Source organism: Streptomyces sp. NPDC014764 (genome assembly GCF_043082785.1).
Taxonomy (GTDB): Bacteria; Actinomycetota; Actinomycetes; order Streptomycetales; family Streptomycetaceae; genus Streptomyces; species Streptomyces althioticus.
This window is the reverse complement of record NZ_JBIBXY010000004.1, coordinates 478330-502137: the sequence shown is the minus strand read 5'-3', so window position 1 is coordinate 502137 and position 23808 is coordinate 478330. Positions and strand designations below refer to the sequence as shown.

Annotated in this window: 18 protein-coding genes and 1 tRNA gene; 8 read left to right on the top strand and 11 right to left on the bottom strand. The window is 71.7% G+C overall.

Translation table 11 applies throughout. From position 1 onward, the window contains the following. Window positions 1-26: 26 nt before the first annotated feature. The 5 genes from ACF1AG_RS14160 to ACF1AG_RS14140 all read right to left on the bottom strand — a co-directional run bounded on the left by ACF1AG_RS14160 (window position 27) and on the right by ACF1AG_RS14140 (window position 3940). Window positions 27-111, bottom strand: a tRNA-Ser gene (locus tag ACF1AG_RS14160). Between the two features lie 322 nt (window positions 112-433). Continuing rightward, the gene (locus ACF1AG_RS14155; protein WP_189897164.1) at window positions 434-1153 is read right to left on the bottom strand and encodes an ABC transporter permease subunit; all 720 of its coding nucleotides are present in this window, start codon (window positions 1151-1153) and stop codon (window positions 434-436) included. 9 nt (window positions 1154-1162) lie between these two features. After that, complete coding sequence (locus ACF1AG_RS14150; RefSeq protein ID WP_387796106.1) at window positions 1163-2074, bottom strand: ABC transporter ATP-binding protein; 912 nt, start codon at window positions 2072-2074, stop codon at window positions 1163-1165. Then, window positions 2071-2985, bottom strand: a complete 915-nt coding sequence (locus ACF1AG_RS14145; RefSeq protein ID WP_387796104.1) for an ABC transporter permease — start codon at window positions 2983-2985, stop codon at window positions 2071-2073. Before ACF1AG_RS14145 ends, ACF1AG_RS14150 begins: the two co-directional genes overlap by 4 nt. Next, window positions 2975-3940: an ABC transporter ATP-binding protein gene (locus ACF1AG_RS14140; protein ID WP_359747901.1), complete on the bottom strand. Its 966-nt coding sequence runs from the start codon at window positions 3938-3940 to the stop codon at window positions 2975-2977. The genes ACF1AG_RS14145 and ACF1AG_RS14140 overlap by 11 nt, the downstream gene beginning before the upstream one ends. Before the next feature lie 171 nt (window positions 3941-4111). Between ACF1AG_RS14140 and ACF1AG_RS14135 the strand changes: the two genes are divergently transcribed. From ACF1AG_RS14135 to ACF1AG_RS14115, 5 genes are all read left to right on the top strand, one after another. Then, window positions 4112-5869: an SDR family oxidoreductase gene (locus ACF1AG_RS14135; protein WP_359600647.1), complete on the top strand. Its 1758-nt coding sequence runs from the start codon at window positions 4112-4114 to the stop codon at window positions 5867-5869. Between the two features lie 119 nt (window positions 5870-5988). Next, complete coding sequence (locus ACF1AG_RS14130; RefSeq protein WP_387796102.1) at window positions 5989-6537, top strand: RNA 2'-phosphotransferase; 549 nt, start codon at window positions 5989-5991, stop codon at window positions 6535-6537. A 3-nt stretch (window positions 6538-6540) separates the two neighbouring features. Further along, entirely contained in the window at window positions 6541-6999 is a 459-nt protein-coding gene (locus ACF1AG_RS14125; protein ID WP_359600649.1) for a hypothetical protein, read from the top strand. A 75-nt stretch (window positions 7000-7074) separates the two neighbouring features. After that, window positions 7075-7977, top strand: a complete 903-nt coding sequence (locus tag ACF1AG_RS14120) for an LLM class flavin-dependent oxidoreductase (protein WP_387796099.1) — start codon at window positions 7075-7077, stop codon at window positions 7975-7977. Window positions 7978-8075: 98 nt separating this feature from the next. Next, window positions 8076-8963: a Cof-type HAD-IIB family hydrolase gene (locus ACF1AG_RS14115; protein WP_387796097.1), complete on the top strand. Its 888-nt coding sequence runs from the start codon at window positions 8076-8078 to the stop codon at window positions 8961-8963. Between the two features lie 23 nt (window positions 8964-8986). Here ACF1AG_RS14115 and ACF1AG_RS14110 read toward each other — a convergent pair whose 3' ends face one another. From ACF1AG_RS14110 to hisC, 5 genes are all read right to left on the bottom strand, one after another. Next, window positions 8987-10042 carry a peptidoglycan DD-metalloendopeptidase family protein gene (locus ACF1AG_RS14110; protein WP_387796095.1) on the bottom strand — a complete coding sequence of 352 codons (1056 nt, stop codon included), beginning with the start codon at window positions 10040-10042 and terminating at the stop codon, window positions 8987-8989. Between the two features lie 477 nt (window positions 10043-10519). Further along, the gene (gene cydD, locus ACF1AG_RS14105; RefSeq protein ID WP_387796092.1) at window positions 10520-14017 is read right to left on the bottom strand and encodes a thiol reductant ABC exporter subunit CydD; all 3498 of its coding nucleotides are present in this window, start codon (window positions 14015-14017) and stop codon (window positions 10520-10522) included. A gap of 13 nt (window positions 14018-14030) precedes the next feature. Then, window positions 14031-15035, bottom strand: coding sequence for a cytochrome d ubiquinol oxidase subunit II (gene cydB, locus ACF1AG_RS14100; protein ID WP_359600654.1), 1005 nt, complete (start codon window positions 15033-15035; stop codon window positions 14031-14033). Window positions 15036-15055: 20 nt separating this feature from the next. Beyond that, entirely contained in the window at window positions 15056-16561 is a 1506-nt protein-coding gene (locus tag ACF1AG_RS14095; protein ID WP_359600678.1) for a cytochrome ubiquinol oxidase subunit I, read from the bottom strand. A gap of 283 nt (window positions 16562-16844) precedes the next feature. Beyond that, window positions 16845-17924, bottom strand: a complete 1080-nt coding sequence (gene hisC, locus ACF1AG_RS14090) for a histidinol-phosphate transaminase (RefSeq protein ID WP_359600655.1) — start codon at window positions 17922-17924, stop codon at window positions 16845-16847. 438 nt (window positions 17925-18362) lie between these two features. Here hisC and ACF1AG_RS14085 point away from each other — a divergent pair, with 438 nt between their 5' ends. The 3 genes from ACF1AG_RS14085 to ACF1AG_RS14075 all read left to right on the top strand — a co-directional run bounded on the left by ACF1AG_RS14085 (window position 18363) and on the right by ACF1AG_RS14075 (window position 22139). Next, a complete protein-coding gene (locus ACF1AG_RS14085) occupies window positions 18363-19475 on the top strand; it encodes a LacI family DNA-binding transcriptional regulator (RefSeq protein WP_078492901.1) in 1113 nt (370 codons plus the stop codon). A 516-nt stretch (window positions 19476-19991) separates the two neighbouring features. Then, a complete protein-coding gene (locus ACF1AG_RS14080) occupies window positions 19992-21086 on the top strand; it encodes a metallophosphoesterase (protein ID WP_359600656.1) in 1095 nt (364 codons plus the stop codon). Between the two features lie 183 nt (window positions 21087-21269). Beyond that, window positions 21270-22139 (top strand): hypothetical protein, encoded by an 870-nt coding sequence (locus ACF1AG_RS14075; protein ID WP_359600657.1) that lies wholly within the window; start codon window positions 21270-21272, stop codon window positions 22137-22139. Window positions 22140-22203: 64 nt separating this feature from the next. On the opposite strand, the gene ACF1AG_RS14070 is transcribed toward ACF1AG_RS14075, so the two are convergent. Then, window positions 22204-23574, bottom strand: coding sequence for a VWA domain-containing protein (locus tag ACF1AG_RS14070; RefSeq protein WP_359600658.1), 1371 nt, complete (start codon window positions 23572-23574; stop codon window positions 22204-22206). Window positions 23575-23808 lie beyond the last annotated feature (234 nt).

Below are 23808 nucleotides of genomic sequence, written 5' to 3'. Positions count from 1 at the left end.
GACGGTTTCACGTGAAACGCGTTCGGCGGAGGATGCACGGATCGAACGTGCGCGGGCTCTCGCCCGACCACGGCTTAGCAAGCCGGTGCCTTACCACTCGGCCAATCCTCCGGGTGGGCGGCCCGCGCGCGGTGTGCGCGCGCTCGAAGCGGCCGCCCCGGGCGGTCCTCGGGGGGACTCCACGGAGCAGTAGGGATTACTCCGGAGTCCGCCTCGGGCCGCCCCGACGGGAGCGGAACGTACTGCCGTGCATGGGCATGGTCCCGCTCCTCCCCGGCTCACGGTCGCCGGGAGGTTCCCGGCGATGCGGACACCTCACTGTGCCCGGCCCGGCCCGCCCGGCGCCACCGAATAAATCACCCCAGGACATGACGAAGGGCAGTGCCGCCGGTGTCGGCGGCACTGCCCTCTCACACGTCGGGACGTGCGCCCCTCACTCCTCGCCGGCGAGCGTCAGCGTGCGCAGCTTCTGGCCGGCGTACCAGGTGGCCAGCACCGTGACGGCGGCCAGCGCGACCGTCGCCGTGGTCAGGCCCACGTCCGAGGTGACCAGTTCACCGCCGGCCACCTTCTCCGCCACGGCGAGGGACCACTGCTGGACGCTGAGCGTGCGCGCGCCTGGCACCAGGGAGCCGAACAGCGCCTCCCAGATCAGCGCGTACACCAGGCCGAAGACGACCGCGTGCCGCGAGACCGTGCCGAGCAGCAGGAACAGCGCCGCGTAGGCGATGGAGGCGACCAGTGCCGCCACCGTGTAGGCGACGGCGACCTGCTGGCCGTTGCCGTTGAGGATGAAGCCCGCGATCAGCGTCGGCACCGCGGAGAACACCATGGTGACGGCGATCGCGACGATCAGCTTGGTGTAGATGATCGTGGGCCGCTTGATCGGCTTGGACAGCAGGTACACCACGGAGCCGTCGTCGATCTCCGGGCCGATCGCGCCGGTGCCCGCGATGACGCCGATGATGGGCACCATCGTGGCGAGCGCGAGCCCGCCGAGGACGTCCGCGGCGGTCTGGTCGTCGGCGCCCGCGAGAGCGCGGACCGCCAGCGAGATGACGATCAGCAGCAGGGGCAGAGCGCCCAGGATGAGGGCCCGGCGACGGCCGAGCAGGGCCCGGTAGGTGAGCCGGGCGACTGTGGGGTCGTACATCAGGGCCTCCTACGCCGCGACCAGGTACGAGAACACGGACTCGAGGGACTCGTCGGACGGCGAGACCGTGAGCAGGCGGATGCCGTGCTCCCTCGCGACCTTCGGCAGCAGCGCGGTGAAACGGCCGAAGTCGACGGCCTGGATGCGAAGTGCGCCCTCGGTGACGTCGACCTCGATGCCGGAGGTGGACGGGTCGGCGATCAGCGCTGCCGCCAGGGCGCGGTCGTCGCTGGAGCGCACCAGGTACCGGTGCGGTCGGTCCGTCATCAGACGGCGGATCCGGCGGAAGTCACCGCTGGCCGCGTGCCGTCCGGCGACGACGACCTCGATGTGCCAGGCGAGCTGCTCGACCTCCTCCAGGATGTGCGAGGAGAACAGCACGGTGCGGCCCTCGTCGCCCATGCGCCGCAGCAGGTCCATCAGCTGCATGCGCTGGCGCGGGTCCATGCCGTTGAACGGCTCGTCGAGCAGCAGCAGCGACGGTTCGTGGACCAGCGCGGAGGCCATCTTCACGCGCTGCCGCATGCCCTTGGAGTAGGTGGCGATCTTCCGGTCCTGCGCGTACTCCATCTCCACCGTGGCGAGCGCCTTCTGGGCGGCCTTGGCGCCCAGGCCCTGCAGCTCGGCGTTGGCGAGGACGAACTCGCGTCCGGTGAGGAAGTCGTACATCGCCTCGCGCTCGGGGACGATGCCGATGTGGCGGTAGATCTTCTCGTTGCGCCACACCTGCTCGCCGTCGAGGGTGACGGTGCCGGTCGAGGGGGCGAGGAAGCCGCCCATCATGTTGATCAGGGTGGACTTGCCGGCGCCGTTGGGGCCGAGCAGGCCGGTGACGCCGGGACCGATGGTCATCGTGACGTCGTTGACGGCGACCACGTTGCCGAACCAGCGGGAGACGTGGTCGATGCTGAGGGTTGTCACAGCCCCACCTTCTTGTAACGGCGCATCAGGAGAGCGTGGGCGCCGACGATCAGACCCAGGGTGACCAGGACGAAGAGGATGCCCTCGGTGCTGTCGGGGCCGACCCCGCCGGGGAAGGCGGATCTCGCGCCCAGGAAGGCGGACTGCACCCCGTCGATGAGGGTGATCGGCGAGAACAGTCCGATCAGGATGCCCGCGTCGCCGCTGCCCTGGACGTCGGCGATGGCCTGGAGGGTGGAGACGGCGCCGTAGGAGATGGTCAGGACGGCGATCACGGCGGCGATGCCGAAGCCGCGGCGCGGCGTGACCGATGCGATGACCAGGCCGATGCCGGCGAAGAGCAGTGAGAGCAGGGCCACGGACACCAGTCCCTGTGCGAATCCCTTGGTCTGGTCGGTGAAGTCGAGCTCGGCCAGCAGCGCCCCGACGTACAGCACCAGCAGGGGCGCCGCGGTGAGGATGAACAGGGCGGAAGCCAGCGCGGCGTACTTGGCGCGGACGTAGTCGCCGGTCTCGATGGGCCGCGAGAAGTACAGCGGCACGGTCTTGAACCGAAGGTCGCGGGAGACCGACTGGGGCGCCTGCGAGGCGACGTACAGGCTGATGACCGCCTGCATGACGATCGCGTAGCGGGTGTAGTCGAGCGGCAGCTCCTTCGCCTTGGTGGCGACGGCGACGGCCACCATGATGGCCGCCGGCACGCACATCACGACGAACAGCAGCATCGGCAGCACCTTGGACTTCGCCGAGCGGCCGAGGCCGTAGGCGCCGCGCAGGGACTGCGAGTACAGCGACATCCTGGCGTACGAGCGGCCCAGGCGGGGGCCGTCGTAGGAGCGATAGCCGATGTTGTGGATACGGGAGTCACCCGACGGGGTGGCTGGTGCCTGCAAGGACTGCTCAGCCGCCATGGCCGACCGCCTCCTTCCGCTGTGCGTCGTCGTCGTTCGTGAAGACCTCGGCGATCTGGTGTCGCCGCTGTTCCATGCGCACCAGACCGAGTCCGAGGTCGGCGATCACGTCGCGGACCAGGTCGTAGGTGTCCTCGCCCTGCGCGGTGAGCAGCAGGATGTGCCCCGCGCCAGGCAGGCCGCTGCCGTCCTGGACGGTCATCCCGCGCGCGTGGAGCGCCTCGCGCACCGCGCGGGTGCCGTCGGGGTGCTCGTCGGTGTCGGTGACCTCGATCGCGAGGGTCGTGGTGGTCTGCGTGAAGTCCCGGGTGGAGGAGGACCGCAGCAGCTTGCCGCCGTCCACGACGACGACGTGGTCGCAGGTGCGCTCCAGCTCGCCCAGCAGGTGGGAGGTGACCAGGACCGAGATGCCGAAGTCCGTGTGGATGCGGCGGATGAGGCCGAGCATCTCGTCGCGGCCGACCGGGTCGAGGCCGTTGGTGGGCTCGTCCAGGAAGACCAGCTGCGGGTCGTGCACCAGGGCCTGCGCCAGCTTCACCCGCTGCTTCATGCCGGTGGAGTAGCCGCCGATGGGGCGGTAGCGCTCCTCGTACAGGCCGACGTGGCGCAGGGTGTCCGCGGTGCGCTCCCGGGCGGCGGTGGCCGGCAGACCGGACATGCGCGCCATGTGGACGACGAACTCGGTGGCCGAGACGTCCGGGGGCAGGCAGTCGTGCTCCGGCATGTAGCCGACCCGTTCCCGGATGGCGGCGCCTTCGGTCGCGACGTCGAGTCCGAGCACTTCGGCGCGGCCCTCCGTGGCGGGGGACAGACCCAGCAGGATCTTGATCAACGTGGACTTGCCGGCCCCGTTGGCTCCGACGAGCCCGGTCACACCGGGTCCGACGTCCACGGAGAGCCGGTCAAGCGCGGTCACCCGGGGGAACCGCTTGCTCAGGCTTTCGGTCGCGATCACAGTCACACCCATGAAGGTAGTGACCCGTACCACTGCGGTCGTCAGACCGCGGGGCCGTCTTGGAGTCCGTCTGGAGTCGTACGCGCCCGTAGGGGACGTCCTGCCTGAGACTTGTGCACAGCTCGGGGTGCACTGTTGACGGCTTGTCTCACAGCTGCGAGATTCGCCGCTGTGACGGGACTCGAGGGTGCGCGGCAGCGGTGGGTGCGGACGGGCGGGGTCGAGCTGTGCGTGGCGGAGCTGGGTGACCCGGAGCGGCCGGCGGTCGTCCTGCTGCACGGCTACCCGGACAGCAAGGAGGTGTGGTCGCGGGTCGCGCCGCGCCTCGCCGAGCGGTTCCACGTGGTGGCCTACGACGTCCGGGGCCACGGCGGGTCCACGGCGCCGCGTCCGCTGCGCGGCGGGTTCACGCTGGAGAGGCTGACGGACGACTTCCTGGCCGTGGCGGACGCGGTCAGCCCGCACCGGCCGGTGCACCTGGTGGGGCACGACTGGGGCTCGGTGCAGGGGTGGGAGTTCGTCACGGCGCCGCGTGCGCGGGAGCGGATCCTGTCCTTCACCTCGGTCTCGGGCCCCTCGCTGGACCACTTCGGGCACTGGATCAAGAGCCGGGTGTCCCGCCCCACCCCACGCCGGGCGGGACACCTGCTGGGCCAGGGCTTCCGGTCCTGGTACGTGTACGCGCTGCACACGCCCGTGCTGCCCGAGCTGGCCTGGCGCGGGCCGCTCGGCCGGTACTGGCCGCGGCTGCTGGAGCGCATGGAGCGGGTGCCCGGCGACGGCTACCCGACGGCGTCCCTGCCGTCGGACGCGGCGCACGGCGCCTGGCTCTACCGGGACAACGTGCGGTCCCGGCTGAGCGATCCGCGTCCCGACGCCTACGCGCACGTGCCGGTGCAGCTCGTCACGCCGCTGGGTGACCGCTTCCTCTCGCCGCGGCTCCACGACGGCCTGGAGGAGTGGGCGCCCCGGCTGACCCGGCGCACGCTGTCGTCGGGTCACTGGGTGCCGCGCAGCAGGCCCGACCAGCTGGCCACCTGGATCGCCGACTTCGTGACGTCCGTGGAGGACGGGCGGCCCGAAGGACGCGCCCGGGGCCGGTACGCCGACCGGTTCGGCGGGCGGCTGGTGCTGGTGACGGGCGCGGGGAGCGGCATCGGGCGGGCCACCGCGCTGGCGTTCGCCGAGGCGGGCGCGCGGGTGGTGGCGGTCGACCGGGACACCGGCGCGGCGCTCCGCACCGCCGGGGAGGCGCGGGCGCGGGGCGCGGCGGACGCCTGGGCGGAGACGGCGGACGTGGCCGACGAGCGGGCCGTGGAGAAGCTCGCCGAGCGGGTCACCGCCGCGCACGGGGTGGTGGACGTACTGGTGAACAACGCGGGAGTCGGCCTGGGCGGCGCCTTCCTCGACACCACGACGGAGGACTGGAAGCGGGTCCTGGACGTCAACCTGTGGGGCGTGGTCCACGGCTGTCTGCACTTCGGGCGTCGGATGGCGGAGCGCGGGCAGGGCGGCCACATCGTCAACGTGGCGTCCGCGGCCGCGTTCCAGCCGTCGCGGGCGCTGTCCGCCTACGGGGCGTCGAAGGCGGCGGTGCTGATGCTCAGCGAGTCCCTGCGGGCCGAGCTGGCGGAGCGTGGGATCGGCGTGACGGCGGTGTGTCCGGGGTTCGTCAGCACGGGCATCACGTCCACCGCGCGCTTCGCGGGCACGGACGCGGCGGAGGAGCGGCGCAGGCGGCGGAAGGCGGCACGGCTGTACGGGCTGCGGAACTACCCGCCGGAGAAGGTCGCCGCCGCGGTGCTGCGTGCGGTGGTGCGCGACGAGGCGGTCGTGCCGGTCACCCCGGAGGCGCGGGCCGCGTACGCGCTGGCGCGGTGGCTGCCGGGGGCGGCGCGCAGGGTCGCGCGGGTGAAGCCGCCGGTCTGAGAGGTCCGGTTTTCCACAGAACCCGTTGTTCCGCTGTGGATAACCTCACTTATCTGTGGATCAAACCTTCGGATGTAATTCGATCGCGTGATGCGCGTCTCTCCCGGCAGTCTGAACAGATGGACGAAAGACGCACCGTGCGGGTGTCGAAGTACCTCGCGAAGCATCTGCGCCACCAGCCCGAGCGGATCGGCCTGACCCCCGACGCGGCCGGCTGGGTGGAGATCGACGCGCTGATCGCCGCGGCGGCGGACCACGGCTTCCCCATCACCCGGGCCGAACTGGACCACGTAGTCGCCGCCAACGACAAGCGGCGCTTCGCCGTCGAGGGCTCCCGGATCCGTGCCAGCCAGGGCCACACCATCCCCGTGGACCTCCGGCTGCCGACCGCCGTGCCCCCGGCTCGGCTCTATCACGGCACCGTCGCCCGGAGACTGGACGCGATCCGCGCGGAGGGCCTGCGCCCGATGGACCGGCACGCCGTGCATCTCTCAGCCGACCGTGAAACCGCCACCCGTGTCGGCGCCCGCCGGGGACGGCCGGTGGTGTTGTCGGTCGACGCGGGCGCCATGCACCGCGACGGTCATGTCTTCCACGTCAGCGCCAACGGCGTCTGGCTGACCGAGGCCGTTCCCAGCCGGTATCTGCGCTTCGGCGAGAGCCGGTAGGCCATGATCGACGGCATGGAGCATCTGCCCACCACCGAGGCCGCCGTCGCCGCTCTCCGTGCCCTCGCCGACCGGTACGGACGCGAGATCGAGGTCACCCACGACATCGGCGCCGACCAGACCTCGCGCCGTACCGCGGCCGGTGTCGGCGTGACCACCGACCCCGACGGCTCCCTGCCGCACGAGGCTCATGCCGAGTTCGGCGGCCTGCCCCGGGTGCGGGTGCGCCTGTTCCCGGAGGACGACGCGCTGATCGACGTCGAGGGCGTCGAGTGCCCCGACATCCCGCGCGACGACGTGCCCGCCTTTCTGCGCTCGCTGTTCGACGGGCTGGCGTATGTGAAGGCGCGGCGCTTCCCGCCGGGCTACTTCCTCGTCGTGCCGCTGCCGGGGGGCCGGACGCACAAGGAGTTCATCCCGATGATCGTGCTCACCCCCTGGCTGAGCGCCCGGGTGCGGTGACGGGGGAACAGCCGGGGGCCCGGGCGGCCTCACCTGTTTCACGTGAAACCGGACGAGCCGCTTAGGCTCGGTGGCATGAGCCTGCGCCTGAGCACCGTGATCCTCCCGTACCGCCGCTGGCACGAAGGCAGCCGTTCCGCCTGGGTGCGGGCCGAGGAGCTGGGCTTCCACGCGGGCTACACCTACGACCACCTGTCCTGGCGGAGTTTCCGCGACGGCCCGTGGTTCGGAGCCGTCCCGACCCTGACCGCCGCCGCGGGCGTGACCGAGCGCATGCGTCTCGGCACCCTGGTGACTTCGCCGAACTTCCGGCATCCGGTCACCCTGGCCAAGGAGCTCATCTCCCTCGACGACGTCTCGGGCGGCCGCGTGACCCTCGGCATCGGCGCGGGCGGCACCGGGTTCGACGCCACCGCCCTCGGCCAGGAGCCGTGGACCCCGCGCGAGCGCGCCGACCGCTTCGCCGAGTTCGTGCCCCTGCTCGACCGGCTGCTCACCGAGGACACCGTGTCGTACGAGGGCGACTTCTACCAGGCGCACGAGGCACGCAACATCCCCGGCTGCGTCCAGCGGCCCCGGCTGCCCTTCGCCGTGGCGGCGACCGGCCCGCGCGGTCTGAGGCTCGCGGCCCGGTACGGACAGGCGTGGGTGACCACCGGCGACCCGAAGCTGTACGAGGACGGCACACCCGAGCAGTCGGTTCAGGCCATTCGCGGTCAGGCCAAGAAGCTCGCCGGCGCCTGCGCCGAGATCGGCCGGGACGTGGCCGAGATGGACAAGATCCTGCTGACCGGGTTCACCCCGGACCGGGGCCGCCCGCTGGAATCCCTGGACGCCTTCGTCGACTTCGCCGGCCGCCACGTCGAGCTGGGATTCAACGAGATCGTGGTGCACTGGCCCATCCCGGCCTCCGACTTCGCGGCGGACCAGAAGGTCTTCGAACAGATCGCGCTGGAGGCCCCGGCGCAGCTCCGGTGAACGAGAACGGGCGCCGCTCCTCCCATGCGGGACAAGAAGCCGCTGGTGACGTCGGTAATCACTCAGATGTGCGGAGTCCCGCACGGTCGTGCGGGCATATGCGGGACAATGAGCGGGTGACCTCAGCGATCCGAGAGCCCGAGACCCCGGCCGCCACCACCCCCACGCGGCTCATCGCCACCGACCTCGACGGCACCCTGCTCCGCGACGACAAGTCGGTGTCCCCGCGGACCGTAGCCGCCCTGGCCGCCGCCGAGGAGGCCGGCATCGAGGTCTTCTTCGTCACGGGCCGCCCGGCCCGCTGGATGGACGTGGTCAGCGATCATGTGCACGGCCACGGTCTCGCCATCTGCGGCAACGGCGCCGCCGTCGTCGATCTGCACGGCGGCCCGGGCGCCCACCGCTTCGTCAAGGTGCGCGAGCTGCCCCGGAACAACGCCCTGGAGGCGGTGGGCCTGCTGCGCGACGCCGCCCCGGGCACGGTGTACGCCGTGGAGCAGACCTACGGCTTCTACCAGGAGCCCGCGTACCCGAAGCTGCACATGGAGGTCCCGGACGACCTGGCTGCCGCCGAGGACCTGCTGGCCGACGGCTCCGCCGCCACCGCCGAACCGGTGCTCAAGATCCTGGCGTTCCATCCCGAGATGGAGCCGGACGCGTTCCTCACCCTGGCCCGGCTCGCCATCGGTGACCGCGCCACCGTGACCCGCTCCAGCCCGAGTGCCCTGCTGGAGATCAGCGGGCCCGGCGTCTCCAAGGCGAGCACCCTCGCACTGTGCTGCGCCGAGCGCGGCATCTCGCACGAGGAGGTCGTCGCCTTCGGCGACATGCCGAACGACGTCGAGATGCTGACCTGGGCGGGCCGCTCGTACGCGATGGGCAACGCCCACCCGGACGTGCTGGCCGCCGCCTCGGGCCGCACGGTCGCGAACAACGACGACGGCGTGGCCGTGGTGATCGAGCAGCTGCTGAACTCACGGATGTAGGCCCTCTGAGCGGCGGCTGCCGCTCAGAGGGTCACTCCGCGCCCGGTCAGCCACGACACCGGGTCCACCGACGACCCCATCTCCGGGGTCACCCGCACCTCGAAGTGCAGGTGCGGGCCGGTGGAGTTGCCGCTGGTGCCGGACTGCCCGATCCACTGCCCGGGGGACACCCGCTCCCCCTGGTCGACGGCGACGGCGGCCAGGTGCGCGTACTGGGTGTAGTAGCCGCCCGGGTGCTGGACCACGATCTCGATGCCGAACGCCCCGCCGCAGGACACCTTCACCACGGTGCCGCTGCCCACGGACCGCACCGGCGTGCCGATGGGCACCGCGAAGTCCTGTCCGGTGTGCCGGTTCGCCCAGCGCGTGCCGCCGCTGCCGTAGGAGGCGGACAGCTCGTACGTCTCCACGGGCGCCACCCACGGGGTGGTGTACGGCGTCGGCGGCTGGTCGAGCCGTACGGCGCCACGGCAGGAGCCCGCCGTCACCGAGGCGTCCGCCTCGCCCTGGAGCTTCCAGCGCGCCGTCTCGAGCTTCTCCTCGATGTCCCGCTGCAGCGCTGCGAGTTCCTCGTTCCGCTTCTCCAGCTTCTCCCAGGCCGCCGCCGCCTTCGCCTCGTCCCGGGCGAGCCGCGCCTCGGCCCGTTCGCTGCGGCCGAGCGCCTGGTCCAGCGTCACCTCGGCATGCTGCACCACACGCTGACCGCGCAACAGCTGCTCGGGGTCGTCGGCGAGGAGCATGTGCGCGGTGAGCGGCAGCCCGCCGCCGTCCCGGTACTGGGAACTGGCGATCCGGCCCAGGTCCTCACGGAGCCCGGCGGCCTCCTGCCGCTCGTGGTCGAGCCGCTCCTCCAGCTGCTGCGCCAGCTCCCGCTGCTTCTCCGCATCCACGCGTCCGGCCTCGTACCGCTCGGTGGCCTTCGCCGCCTCCTCGTACAGCCGCGCCACCTCCGCGCTGACGGAGGCGGAGCCGTGGCCGGGGGCGTGGGATCCGTCGCCGTCGGCGGGCCGGGCGGCGAGCACGGCGAGCGCGCAGAACAGCACGGCGACGAGCAGCGGACGACGGCGGGTGAGACGCATGCCAGCGATCCTGTCCCCGCCCCGGGCCGGGAGGCGCGTTCACGTCGTGCACTTGGGGGAGGACACGCCCCCGGACGGATGCTTCGGCGGCCGTCCGGGCACTCTGCGTCACTGACGATGCGTCAACGCCCCTTCGCCGTTCCGCCTTCACGGATTCGAACTGAAGGTCAGGCACTCCCCGGATCGGGTGCCTGATGCCCAAGTGACTGCCGAGGCCCGGGTGACCCGGCAATTCTTGTAGGGCGCAAGCAACGGGCTGCAGACCGGTGTCTGCGCATGTCCCCCACGCGTTCCGATGCGTGGAGCGTGCGTAGTCCCACGCACGCGATGCACATTCACAGGAGGAAGTGCCATGAACGTTCTGACCGAGCTGCTCGCCGGTGTCGTCCACCTCGTGGGCTGGCTCGTCTGACGTGCCGGAGGGGGCCGTCCCGACGCTGTGTCGGGGCGGCCCCCTCGTGCGTGCGCGGGCGTCGGTCAGGACACCGCCACCAGTGTCCCCACCTCCTCCTCCCGCAGCGCCATGTTCCGCAACGGCCCGTCCACGACACGGAGTTCCTCGTACCGTCCGCGCTGCACCACCCGTCCCGCGTCCAGCACGATCACCTCGTCCACCGCCTCCAGGCCGGCCAGCCGGTGGGTGACGAGGACGGTGGCACGGCCCTCGGTGGCCGCCAGCAGATCGGCCGCGAGCGCATCCGCGGTCGGCAGGTCGAGGTGCTCGGCGGGCTCGTCCAGCACCAGCACGGGGAAGTCCGCCAGCAGGGCCCGCGCCAGGGCGAGCCGCTGCCGCTGCCCGCCGGACAGTCGCGCGCCGTGCTCGCCCACCATCGTGTCCAGCCCGTCCGGCAGCCCGTCCACCCAGTCCAGCAGCCGGGCCCGGCGGAGCGCGCCGCGCAGGTCGGCCTCGGTCGCGTCCTTCCGCGCCAGCAGCAGGTTCTCCCGGACGGAGCTGTTGAACAGATGCGCGTCCTGCGCACACAGCCCCACCATGCGCCGTACGACGTCCCCGTCCAGGGCTCGGGCGTCCACACCGGCAAGCGTGTAGGACCCTGCGCCCGGGTCCAGGAAGCGCAGCAGCACCTGCGCGAGCGTCGTCTTCCCGGAGCCGGAGGGGCCGACCACCGCGACACGGCGGCCCCGCTCCAGCGTCAGATCCAGCCCGGCGAGCGCGTCCCGGTCCTGCCCGGGGTGGCGGGCGGCGAGTCCCCTGAGGGTGAGCGGGAACGGTGAGACGGGCGCCTGCCGGGGCGCCTCCGGCTCGCGTACGGGCGGCTGCGCGTCCAGCACCTCGTACACGCGCTCCGCGCTGCGGCGCACCCGCTGCCGGTACCGCACGGCGAGGGGCATGCCGAGGACCGCCTCGAACGCGGCCAGCGGGGTGAGGACCACCACGGCCAGGGCCACACCGTCCAGTCGCCCGGACGCCACGCCCTGCGCGCCGACGAGTGCGGCGGCGGCCACGGTCAGCCCGGAGATCAGCGCGGTGAGCCCGTCGCCGAGGCCGGTGACGGCGGCGGAGCGCGACGCGATGCGGGTCAGCACGCCGTCGGCCCGCCGCGTGCCCTCGGACCGGGCGGGCAGCGCCCCGGCCACGGTCAGCTCGGCGGTGCCGCTGAGCAGGTCGGTCACCCGGGCGGCGAGGTCACCGCGGGCCGGGGCCAGCCGGCGCTCGGTGCGCCGCGCCACGGCGGCGGTGAGCAGCGGGACGACCGCGCCCGCGACAAGGAGTCCGACCGCGAGCACGGCACCGGCCTCGGGCAGCAGCCACGCGGTGAAGCCGACGGACAGGGCCGACACGGCGAGGGCGGCACCGGCCGGGAGCAGCCAGCGCAGCCAGTAGTCCTGGAGCGCGTCCACGTCGGAGACCAGCCGGGTCAGCAGGTCGCCCCTGCGGGTGTCGCGCAGTCCGGCGGGCGCGAGGCGTTCCAGCCGCCGGTAGACCGCGACCCGGGTGTCCGCCAGCATGCGCAGCACGGCGTCGTGGGACACCAGCCGCTCGGCGTAGCGGAACACGGCCCGGCCGATGCCGAAGGCGCGCGTCGCGGTGACGGCCATCATCAGGTACAGCACAGGCGGCTGCTGCGAGGCGCGGGAGATGAGCCAGCCGGACGTGGCCATGAGGCCGACGGCGCTCCCCAGGGCGAGGGCGCCGAGGAGCAGCGCGAGCGTGATCCTCCCCCGCCGGGCGCCCGACAGGCCACGGACCCGGGCGAGCACACGGCCGGTGGTCGGCTCGGCGGGTGCGACCGGTTCCGGCACGGCGCCCTTCTCCGGGACGGTGCCCGGCACCGGGTCCGCGTCCGCCCGGCCCGCGGCGACGGCCACGGCTTCCTCGCAAGCCTCGGGGACCGTCAGCCGGACCACGCGGTCGGCGGCGGCGAGCAGCGCCGGACGGTGCACCACGAGCAGCACCGTCCGGCCCTCCGCCAGGCGTCGTACCGCCGCCACGACCTCGGCCTCCGTGGCCCCGTCGAGGGCGGCCGTCGGCTCGTCGAGCAGCAGCACGGGGCGGTCCGCGAGGAACGCGCGGGCCAGCGCGAGCCGCTGCCGCTGCCCGGCCGAGAGGCCCGCACCGTCCTCGCCGAGCACGGTGCCGGCGCCGTGGGGGAGGGCTTCCACGAAGTCCAGCGCTCCCGCGTCCCGCAGCGCGCGCCGCACCGCCGCGTCGTCCGCGTCGGGGCGGGCCAGCCGGACGTTCTCCGCGATCGTCCCGGCGTACAGATGGGGCCGCTGCGGCACCCAGGCGACGCGGCGGTGCCACTCGGCGAGGTCGAGTCCGGTGAGGTCGGCCCCGCCGACGCTCACCCGGCCCGCGTCGGGACGGACGAAGCCCAGCGCCGCACTGAGGAGCGTGGACTTGCCGGACCCGCTCGGCCCGACCAGGGCGACCGTCTCACCGGGGGCGACGGTGAACGACACGTCCGTCACGGCGTCCGAGGCCCGGCCGGGGTAACGGACGGTCACGTCCTGGAAGGCGATGGCGCCCTGAGGCACCGCACCCTTCCCCGCCGCGGGCACGGGCGTCTCGAGCACCGTGAAGATCTCCTCGGCCGCGCCGAGCCCTTCCGCGGCTGCGTGGTACTGCGTCCCCACCTGGCGCAGCGGCAGATACGCCTCCGGCGCCAGGATCAGGATGAGCAGCCCGGTGTACAGGTCCAGCTCGCCGTGGACCAGGCGCATGCCGATGGTCACGGCGACCAGCGCCACCGAGAGGGTGGCGAGCAGTTCCAGCGCGAACGACGAGATGAAGGCGATCCGCAGCGTCCGCATGGTCGCGCGCCGGTACTCGGCGGTGATGGTGCGGATCGACTCGGCCTGCGCCTTGGCCCGCCCGAAGACCTTCAGCGTCGGCAGCCCGGCCACGACGTCCAGGAAGTGCCCGGACAGCCGGGACAGCAGCAGCCACTGACGGTCCATCCGGTTCTGGGTGGCCCAGCCGATCAGCACCATGAAGACGGGAATGAGGGGCAGAGTGCCGACGATGATCGCCGCCGACACCCACTCCTCCGTGACGATGCGTGCCAGCACGGCGGCCGGGACGACCACCGCGAGGCCCAGCTGGGGGAGATACCGCGAGAAGTAGCCGTCTAGGGCATCGACCCCCCGGGTCGCCAGGGTGACCAGCGACCCGGTGCGCTGCCCGTCCAGCCAGCCCGGGCCCAGGGCCGTCGCCCGGTCCAGCAACCGCCCCCGCAGCTCCGACTTCACGGCGGCGCTCGCCCGGTGCGCGGCCAGCTCGGTCAGCCAGCCGACCAGTCCCCGGCCGGCCGACACCGCGACGAGCAGCAGCAAGGGCGTGCGCAGCTCACCGACGGACCGGCCGTCCTGGAAGGAGCCGACCACGATCTCGGCGATGAACATGGCCTGGGCGACGACCAGCCCCGCGCCAACGGCCCCGAGGCCGACGACCGCTGCCAGGAAGCCTCGGGTGGCACGTGCGTACCGGAGCAGGCGGGGGTCGATTGGTTTCACGTGAAACACACCCTCAGTGCACGAGGTCGGCGATGTGCTGAGTGCCGATCCGCTTGCGGAAGACCCAGTAGGTCCAGCCCTGGTAGAGCAGCACCAGCGGGGTGGCGACGACCGCGAGCCAGGTCATGATCTTCAGCGTGTACGGGCTGGAAGAGGCGTTGGTGACGGTCAGGCTCCACTCGGGGTCCAGGGTGGAGGGCATGACGTTCGGGAACAGCGTCAGGAAAAGCATGGCCACCGCGGCCACGATGGTGACACCGGACAGGGTGAACGACCATCCCTCGCGCCCCGCCTGGTTGGCCCCCAGAGCGGCGACCAGCGAGGCGACCGCCACACCGAGCGCGACCAGGCTGGCCCCGTCACCGCTCTCGACCTGCGTCCACAGCAGGAAGACCAGCGCCAGCACGGCGGTGACCAGGCCCACCTTCAGGGCCAGCTTCCGCGCACGCTCCCGGATGTCCCCGACCGTCTTGAGGGCCGTGAACACCGTGCCGTGGAAGGTGAACAGGGTCAGCGTGACCAGACCGCCCAGCAGGGCATACGGGTTGAGCAGGTCCCAGACGGTGCCCACGTACTCGAAGTCGGCGTCGAGCCTGACCCCGCGCACGATGTTGCCGAAGGCGACCCCCCACAGGAACGCCGGGAGCAGCGAGGTCCAGAAGATCGCCGTCTCCCAGTTGCGCTGCCAGTTCTCCTCGGGCCGCTTGGCCCGGTACTCGAAGGCGACCCCGCGGACGATCAGGCAGATCAGGATGACGAGCAGCGGCAGGTAGAAGCCGGAGAAGAGGGTGGCGTACCACTCGGGGAAGGCAGCGAAGGTCGCGCCGCCGGCCGTGAGCAGCCAGACCTCGTTGCCGTCCCACACGGGTCCGATGGTGTTGATGAGCACCCGCTTCTCGGCCCTGTCACGGGCCAGCAGCCGGGTGAGGACTCCGACCCCGAAGTCGAAGCCCTCGAGGAAGAAGTAGCCGGTCCACAGGACGGCGATCAGGACGAACCAGACGTCGTGCAGTTCCATGACAGTGCAGCTCCCTCGGCCTAGTACGAGAAGGCCATCGGCTTGTCGGCGTCACGGACGTCGCCGCCGAGCTTCGTGGGCGGGTTGAGGTCGGAGTCGCTCAGCTCGGGCGGCCCCGCCTTGACGTACTTGACGAGCAGCCGGACCTCGATGACGGCCAGCACGGCGTAGAGCAGGGTGAAGACGGTCATCGAGGTGATGACCTCGGCCTGGGACACGTTGGGGGAGACCGCGTCCTCGGTGCGCATCACGCCGTAGACGACCCAGGGCTGACGGCCCATCTCGGTGAAGATCCAGCCCCAGGCGTTGGCGATCAGCGGGAAGGCCATCGTCCACACCGCGGCCAGCCAGTAGAGCCGGGTCAGCCGGGATCCCAGCGGCTTCCTCAGCAGCACCAGGTGCGGCACCTCGTCCTCGCCAGTGCGGTACGCGGCCGGCAGGAGGAACTTCTTCCGGGTGAGCCACAGCCCCAGCAGGCCCACCGAGAAGGAGGCCATGCCGAACCCGATCATCCAGCGGAAGCCCCAGTAGGCGACAGGCACGATGGGCTTGTAGTCGCCGGGCCCGAACTTCTCCTGCAGCGCCTCGTTCGTGTCGTTGATCCCTGGCACGTAGGAATCGAAGTCGCTGTGGGCGAGGAAGGACAGCAGGCCGGGGATCTCCAGGGCGACCTCGTTGTGCCCCTTGTCGACGTCACCGTAGGCGAAGACGGAGAAGGGCGCCGGCTCCTCGCCGTCCCAGAGGGCCTCGGCGGCGGCCATCTTCATCGGCTGCTGCTCGTACATGACCTTGCCGAGGGTGTCGCCGCTGATCGCGGTGAACAGTCCGCCGACCGCCAGGGTCACCAGACCGAGCCGCAGCGAGGTACGCATCACCGGGATGTGCTTCTTGCGCATCAGGTGGAAGGCCGCGATGCCGACCATGAAGGCGCCGCCGGTCAGGAAGGCCGCCGAGAAGCTGTGGAAGACCTGGTTGAGCGCGGTGTTCTGGGTGAGCACCAGCCAGAAGTCGGTGAGCTCGGCGCGGCCCTTCTCGCCGTTGATCCGGTAGCCGACCGGGTGCTGCATCCAGGAGTTGGCGGCGAGGATGAAGTACGCCGACAGCAGCGTGCCGATCGACACCATCCAGATGCAGGCCAGGTGGATCTTCTTCGGCAGCCGGTCCCAGCCGAAGATCCACAGGCCGATGAAGGTGGACTCGAAGAAGAAGGCGATCAGCGCCTCGAAGGCGAGCGGGGCGCCGAAGACGTCACCGACGAAGCGCGAGTAGTCGGACCAGTTCATCCCGAACTGGAACTCCTGCACGATGCCGGTGACGACACCCATCGCGATGTTGATCAGGAAGAGCTTGCCCCAGAACTTGGTCGCCTTGAGGTACTTCTCCTTCTCCGTCCGCACCCAGGCGGTCTGCAGCCCGGCGACAAGGGCGGCGAGCGAGATCGTCAGGGGAACGAAGAGGAAGTGGTAGACGGTGGTGATGCCGAACTGCCATCGCGCCAGGGTCTCCGGCGCCAGAGCCAGATCCACGTCGTCGCTCCTTACTTCGCCGTGGTGCAGCAGCTGTGCGAGGCCCGCCTCATCCCCGGCCATCTCGGGAGAAACGGGATGCGCTTGTGAACGCGTTCACATTCACAAGCAATTATGACCTACTGCTTTTCCGACCCGGAAGGGGGGTCCTGTGTGACGTCAACCCCTTCGCCGGACATGCCCCGACGGGGTCGCGCGACCGGCCCCGGACGTACAGGAGCGGCCGGCGGATCAACCGCCGGCCGCTCCTCGTCCGTGCAGGTCGGGCCCGTCGCAGCCCAGGTCAGCCCTGTGCGCGGAACTCCTCGGTGACCTTCAGGAAGATGTCGTTGGCCTCCGTCTCACCGATGGTGACCCGCACACCCTCGCCGGGGAACGGCCGGACGACCACACCCGCCTGCTCGCAGGCCTGCGCGAACGGCACGGTGCGCTCCCCCAGCCGCAGCCACACGAAGTTGGCCTGGGTCTCGGGCACCGTCCACCCCTGGGCGCGCAGCCCGTCCACCACCCGGTTGCGCTCGCAGACCAGGGAGCCGACCCGTCCGATCAGCTCGTCCTCGGCCCGCAGCGAGGCGATGGCCGCCTCCTGGGCGATCTGGCTCACGCCGAACGGCACCGCCGTCTTCCGCAGCGCCGCGGCCACCGGCTCGTGGGCGATGGCGAAACCGACGCGCAGCCCGGCGAGACCGTAGGCCTTGGAGAAGGTGCGCAGGACGCAGACGTTGGGCCGCTCGCGGTAGATCTCCACGCCGTCCGGCACCTCACGGTCGCGGATGAACTCGCGGTACGCCTCGTCCAGCACCACCAGGACATCACGGGGCACCCGGTCGAGGAACCGCTCCAGCTCGGCTCGGCGCACCACGGTGCCGGTCGGGTTGTTGGGGTTGCAGACGAAGATCAGCCGGGTCCGCCCGGTGATCGCGTCGGCCATCGCGTCCAGGTCGTGCACATCGCCCTCGGTCAGCGGGACCTGGACGGAGGTGGCGCCGCTGATCTGCGTGATGATCGGGTACGCCTCGAAGGAGCGCCAGGCGTAGATCACCTCGTCGCCGGGCCCGGAGGTGGCCTGCAGCAGCTGCTGGGCCACGCCGACCGAGCCGGTGCCCGTCGCCACGTGGGACGCCGGCACCCCGAACCGCTCGGCCAGCTCGGCCGTGAGGGCGGTGCAGGCCATGTCCGGGTAGCGGTTGAAGGCGGAGGCGGCGGCCGTCACCGTCTCCATCACGCCCGGCAGCGGCGGGTAGGGGTTCTCGTTGGAGGACAGCTTGTACGCCACCGGCCCGTCGGCCGCGGCGGGCTTGCCCGGCTTGTAGGTGGGGATCCCCTCCAGCTCGGCGCGCAGCTTGGGGCTCGTCTCGCTCACCGCAGTCCTCCTCGCGAAGACCGGCGGCCCATGACCGCCGCCGACATCCAATACTGCTCACCTTATGAGGATTCGGCCTCGCTGCGTATAGGGGCGACGACCGGGCCTTTCCTCTCCTGCGTCACATGGACAACACGGGAAACATCGCCCGTACGGGTGCGAAGGGCGTGCGGGTCAGGGGCGCGCCGCACATATATCTATGCGCCGGTGGTTCGCGCCGTGGCGCGCGTCACCCGTGCAGGTGAGTTGAGACCTCTTCGCAACATCACACCCTCGCCAGGCACGCATGCACGGACACGTCAGGGACTGGCATTGAACCGTTCAACACCCTTGGTTTCCATGGCGATTGATGTGAAATGATCATGCAGAAACGTGCCTGTCAACGCATGCATATGCGTCCGCCCTACCCCACCGCATGAGCCCTACTATCGGCTCGCCATGACAGCAGCAGGGAAGCACCAGGTGAGCCGCGCGGAAACCTCACGCCGAGGCAGCCGGCCGGGTCGAGCGGGCATCAGGGACGTGGCCGCCGCCGCCGGAGTCTCCATCACGACCGTCTCCGACGCCCTCAACGGCAAGGGCCGGCTCCCGGACGCCACCCGGCGCCACGTCCGCGAGGTGGCCGACAGACTGGGGTACCGCCCCTCGGCCGCCGCCCGAACGCTCCGCACCGGGAAGTCCGGACTCATCGGCCTGACCGTGACGACGTACGGGGATGAACCTTTCACCTTCACGGAGTTCGCGTACTTCGCCGAGATGGCGCGGGCCGCCACGTCCGCCGCGCTCGCCCGCGGCTACGCCCTCGTCATCCTGCCCGCGACCTCGCGTCACGACGTGTGGTCCAACGTGGCCCTGGACGGCACGGTGGTGATCGACCCCTCCGACCAGGACCCGGTGGTCAGTGAGCTGGTCCGCCAGGGCTTACCCGTGGTCTCCGACGGCCGCCCGGCCGGCTCCCTGCCGGTCACGGCCTGGGTCGACAACGACCACGAGGCCGCCGTGCTCGGCATCCTCGACCACCTCGCCGACGCCGGCGCCCGCCGCATCGGGCTGCTGACCGGCACCACCACCGACACGTACACCCACCTGTCGACCACCGCGTACCTGCGCTGGTGCGAGCGGGTGGGGCAGGATCCGGTGTACGAGGCGTACCCGGCGCACGACCCCTGCGCGGGCGCCGTCGCCGCCGACCGGCTCCTCGCCCGCCCGGACCGCCCCGACGCGGTCTACGGCCTCTTCGACCCCAACGGCACGGATCTGCTCGCCGCGGCCCGCCGCTACGGGCTGCGGGTGCCGGAGGACCTGCTTCTCGTCTGCTGCAGCGAGTCCACGGTGTACGCCAACACCGAGCCGCCCGTCACCACGCTCTCCCTGAAGCCCCGCCGCATCGGCACGGCAGTGGTGCAGCTGCTGATCGACGCCATCGAGGGCGTCGACTCGGACCAGCCGGTCGAACAGGTGATACCGACCGAGCTGATCGTGCGCACGTCCTCGCAGCGCCGGCCGCCCCGCACCACGGTCAGCCCGCCGAGGTCGCCGCAGGGCACATGAACACCCGGGGGCGCGAACGGCCGGAGGACCAGGGGAACGCCCCGCTTCCGGAGGGGTGAGGCGAGGCGGCACCCGGCCCGCTCGGTGCTCCCGGGGAAGACGGACCGGCCGTCCTGCGGGACGGCCCGGTCGACGGAGCCGGGTGAGGGGACGTGCACCCAGCGGGTGACGCGCGGAGTGCGCGCCGGGGGTGACGAGGAGACGAACCGGAAGCAGGACGACCGGCACGGGCAGCGGAACCGGCCCGGAAGCGGAACCAGGACCACCGGCCGGTTACCGTGCGGACCCCGATCGGGCGTTCGTGCAGCGTTCGGGGGACGGTCGCGCGTCGGTGTCGAACCCCATTCGACGGGCCGGATAACACCCCAAACGGGGCGAAAGGCCCGATGAAGCGGAGTCCTGTTCTGATTCACCACCCCTGGGTCATCACACGGCGCGATCCGCATTCCTATGATGGGCCCACGACACCGCGGGCCGCTGCGACCAGGCAGTCCGACGCGGTGCAGATGCGGCGCGATGGTGGAGGGGTCGATGACTCAGGGGGCCGGTCAGGGACCCGAGGTGGAGCGGACGGCGACGTTGCGCGACTTCCGGGTGCCCGCGTACGTCCACGAGACCGGTCCGTACGTCCGCAGCAGCACGCACCCCGGTGACGTCGTCCCGCCGGCCGAGGAGGCGTACCCGGAGGGGTACACGCCGACCCAGCGGGACCTCCCCGTCATCAACCGGGGTGACACGGTGCAGGTGACCGTCGACCCCGTGGCCGCGCCCGCCCCGCAGCCCTCCACCGGCAAGGGCCCGCTGTACGTGGTCGGCGACGTCCACGGCTATCTGGACGAGCTGGTGGCCGCCCTCCAGGAGCAGGGTCTCATCGACTCCGCGGGCAACTGGTGCGCCGGCACCGCGCGCCTGTGGTTCCTCGGCGACTTCACCGACCGCGGTCCGGACGGCATCGGCGTCATCGACCTGGTGATGCGGCTCTCCGCCGAGGCCGCCGCAGCCGGCGGGTACTGCAAGGCCCTCATGGGCAACCACGAGCTGCTGCTGCTCGGCGCGAAGCGGTTCGGCGACACGCCCGTCAACTCCGGCGCGGGCACCGCCACCTTCCAGGCGGCCTGGCTGTTGAACGGCGGCCAGAAGACCGACATGGACCGCCTTCAGGACCACCATCTGCAGTGGATGGCGCGCCTCGACGCCGTCGAGGAGGTCGACGGCCATCTGCTGCTGCACTCCGACACCACCGCCTACCTCGACTACGGCCGTTCGATCGAAGAGGTCAACGACACGGTCCGCGAGACCCTCACCCGCAACGACGCCGACGAGGTCTGGGACCTGTTCCGCAAGTTCACCAAGCGGTTCTCCTTCCGGGACGAGGGCGGCGCCGACGCGGTGCGCTCCCTGCTCAATACGTACGGCGGCACCCGGGTCGTTCACGGCCACAGCCCGATCCCGTATCTGCTGGGTGAGGTCGGCTCCGAGGACGGCGAGGACGACGACGGCCCCGCGGTGGCGGAACCGCACGTGTACGCCGACGGACTCGCCATCGCGATGGACGGCGGCGTGACGATGGCAGGAAAACTGCTGGTACGGCAGTTGCCACTGACCAACTGAGGGGTGCTCGGGACGCGTTGAGGCGGCCCCCGACCGCATCCCGGGGACGGCAATTTCCGCAGACCCCCTGTCACCGCGCGCCGTCACCGCTCTACCATCGGCTTATCCGTAGCAGGCTCCCCTCCGTTTCTGCCCGACGGCTCGTCAGCATGCCGAGCCCCAAGCCCTACGGAGCATCGGGGGATGCACATGAACAGCGTTCCGCAGCACCTGCTGAGCGAGGACCGCCAGGACTACGAGCGGATTCTCGATGAGGCGCTGCGCTCCGCACCACACAACCCGGAGCTGGCCGCTGTGGGACAGCGGCTCAACTCGGAGCAGCTGCGCACGATGGCGCTGAACGCCACCGCGCTCATCAGCGCGGCCGCGGCGACCGAGTACCAGCACTACGTGAAGGTCCGCGAGGAGGCCCGCAGGCCGCCCGTGGTCACCCCGGTCGCGCGCGACGCGGGCACCGGTGAGCCGGGCGCCGGCGGCGCGGCGGGGTTCGCCGCGTCGATGGGCGAGATGGCCGAGGCGGCCGGAGCGGGGGTGGCGGCGGTCGTCGCCGTCCTGGCGCCGGTCCTGGCCGGGACCGCCGCCGCGATATTCCTGCTCGTCGGATTCGTGCTGCGGACTCTCGACTCCGAGAACGAGTTCGCCGGGACGATGCTGACCACCGGCTGGGTGTTCGGCGCGGTCACGGCGGTCGCCATCCTCGTCGCGGGGGCGGGCCTGCTGCTCACCGCGCTGCGCAACAAGCCGTCGGCGCTCGGCGGGACGTACCGCGAACTCGACGAGGAGGTGGCGCAGGCCAGGCAGGCGTGGCGCGAGGCGCTGCTGGAGCGGGGCGTCGTGCCGTTCCTGCGGGAGGCGCTCGCCGACCCCGCGGCGCCCACGGCGCTGCAGCACACGGCGCCGCCCGCGCCGGGCAGCCGTATGCCGCACCTGGGGTACGACCGGCCGGGCTTCTCCAGCCCCGACGACGGGGCGCACCGGGGCACCCGCCCCAGCTACTCCAGCCCGGACTACTCGAGCCCGGACTTCGGAGGTCCGGAACACCAGCCGGAGTAGCACTCTCGGCTGCGCGACGGGGCGGCACGCCGGACGGCCGGCGTACGTCCCGAGGGCCGGGGCGTCAGAGGATGCCCGCCCCGCGCGCCGCCTTGATCCACTGCGGGAACTCGGACAGCAGCCGGTCGTACAGCTCCGCGTCAGGGACCGTGCTGATGTCGTCGACGGAGAAGAAGCCGACGTTGTCGACGCGTCGCCCGGGCAGCGCGTCGAACCGCTCCAGCACGCCGTAGCCGGCCTGCCCGAGCCCCACGAACTGCCAGAACACGGGCTCCTCGACGGCCTCGCGCAGCTGTGCCTCGATCTCGGCGTTGCGGTAGACGCCGCCGTCGGAGAAGAACAGCACGAGCGTGGGGGCGGACGTCGGGTTCTCCCGTACGTAGGCGCGGACCTCCGCGATGACCTTCTGCTCCTCGTTCTGGATGCCGACGTGGCGCATGTCGGCCTGGCTCGGGTCGAGGCCCCTCTTGCGCTTGCGCCGGAACAGGGAGATCTCCCCCACACGGACGTGCAGCCGCAGCCACTCGGGAAGCTCCCCGAGCCGCAGGTCCGGCAGCCGGGCGGGGTTGGTGGCGAACGTCCAGGCCTGCATCTCTCCGTCGTCGTCCAGCTGCGCGGCGACCGCCGCCATCCGCTCGACGACGTCGGCGACGACGCCCTTGGAGTACAGGAAGGACATCGACCCGGAGGCGTCCAGCACAAGGATCACGCGTGCGGTGACATCGGCGGCCCCGTGCTTGCGCAGACTGACCGCGACCTGCTCCTTGCGCAGCGACAGCCGCTTGCGCATGTCGACGGGCAGCTGTTCCTCGCCCTTGGTGAGGCGGGTGGCGCCGGACGGGGGAGGCGCCGGGGCGGCCGGCGGAGGGGGCAGCGGCGCGGCGACGAGAGGCGCCTGGGCGGGGTCGTCGACGGTGATGCCGAAGTCCGTGGCGAGTCCGGCGAGGCCGGAGGCGTACCCCTGGCCGACCGCGCGGAACTTCCAGGCGCCCTGCCTGCGGTACAGCTCACCGCCGATGAAGGCGGTCTCGGAGCCTGCCGCCATGGCGAAGCGGGCGATCTGGGCACCCGAGGCGGCGTCCAGCAGCCGCAGCACCAGCCCGGGCGCCTGCCCGAACGTCCCGCCGTCGGCCGACGCGCCGAGCACGATCCGCTCGACGGCCGGCTCCACCGAGCGCAGGTCCACCTCGACGGTGTCGGTGGCGGTCCCGTCCGCGTGCTGCTTGCCCAGGTGTCGCACGGCCCCGGAGGCGTGCCGCGGCTGGTTGTAGAACACGAAGTCCCCGTCGTCGCGGACCCGCCCCACCGACGTCAGCAGCAGGGCCGACGCGTCGATGTCGGGCACCCCGGGCCCCGCCGCCCAGGCGAGCTCCGCCCGCACGACGGGCGCCTCGACGGAACAGTTGGACCCCTTGCTCATCGCCCACACAACCATGGCCCCAGTCTGCCGACCCCGACGGAAATGCACGAGATGACCCACGGCCCCCCGCCCTGGCGCCCGCACCTTCACAGTCCGGGCCCCTCACGGCGACGGTCGAGCCCTTCGACGCTGGTGGGGCTGTGAGCGCAAGGCCGGCAGCCTGAGGTGATCGTCAGGACCCGCCAGGCTCTCGCCGGCAGGTGCCGCACCACATGGACAACTCGAACGCGGGCTTCCCTTCGAGTACCG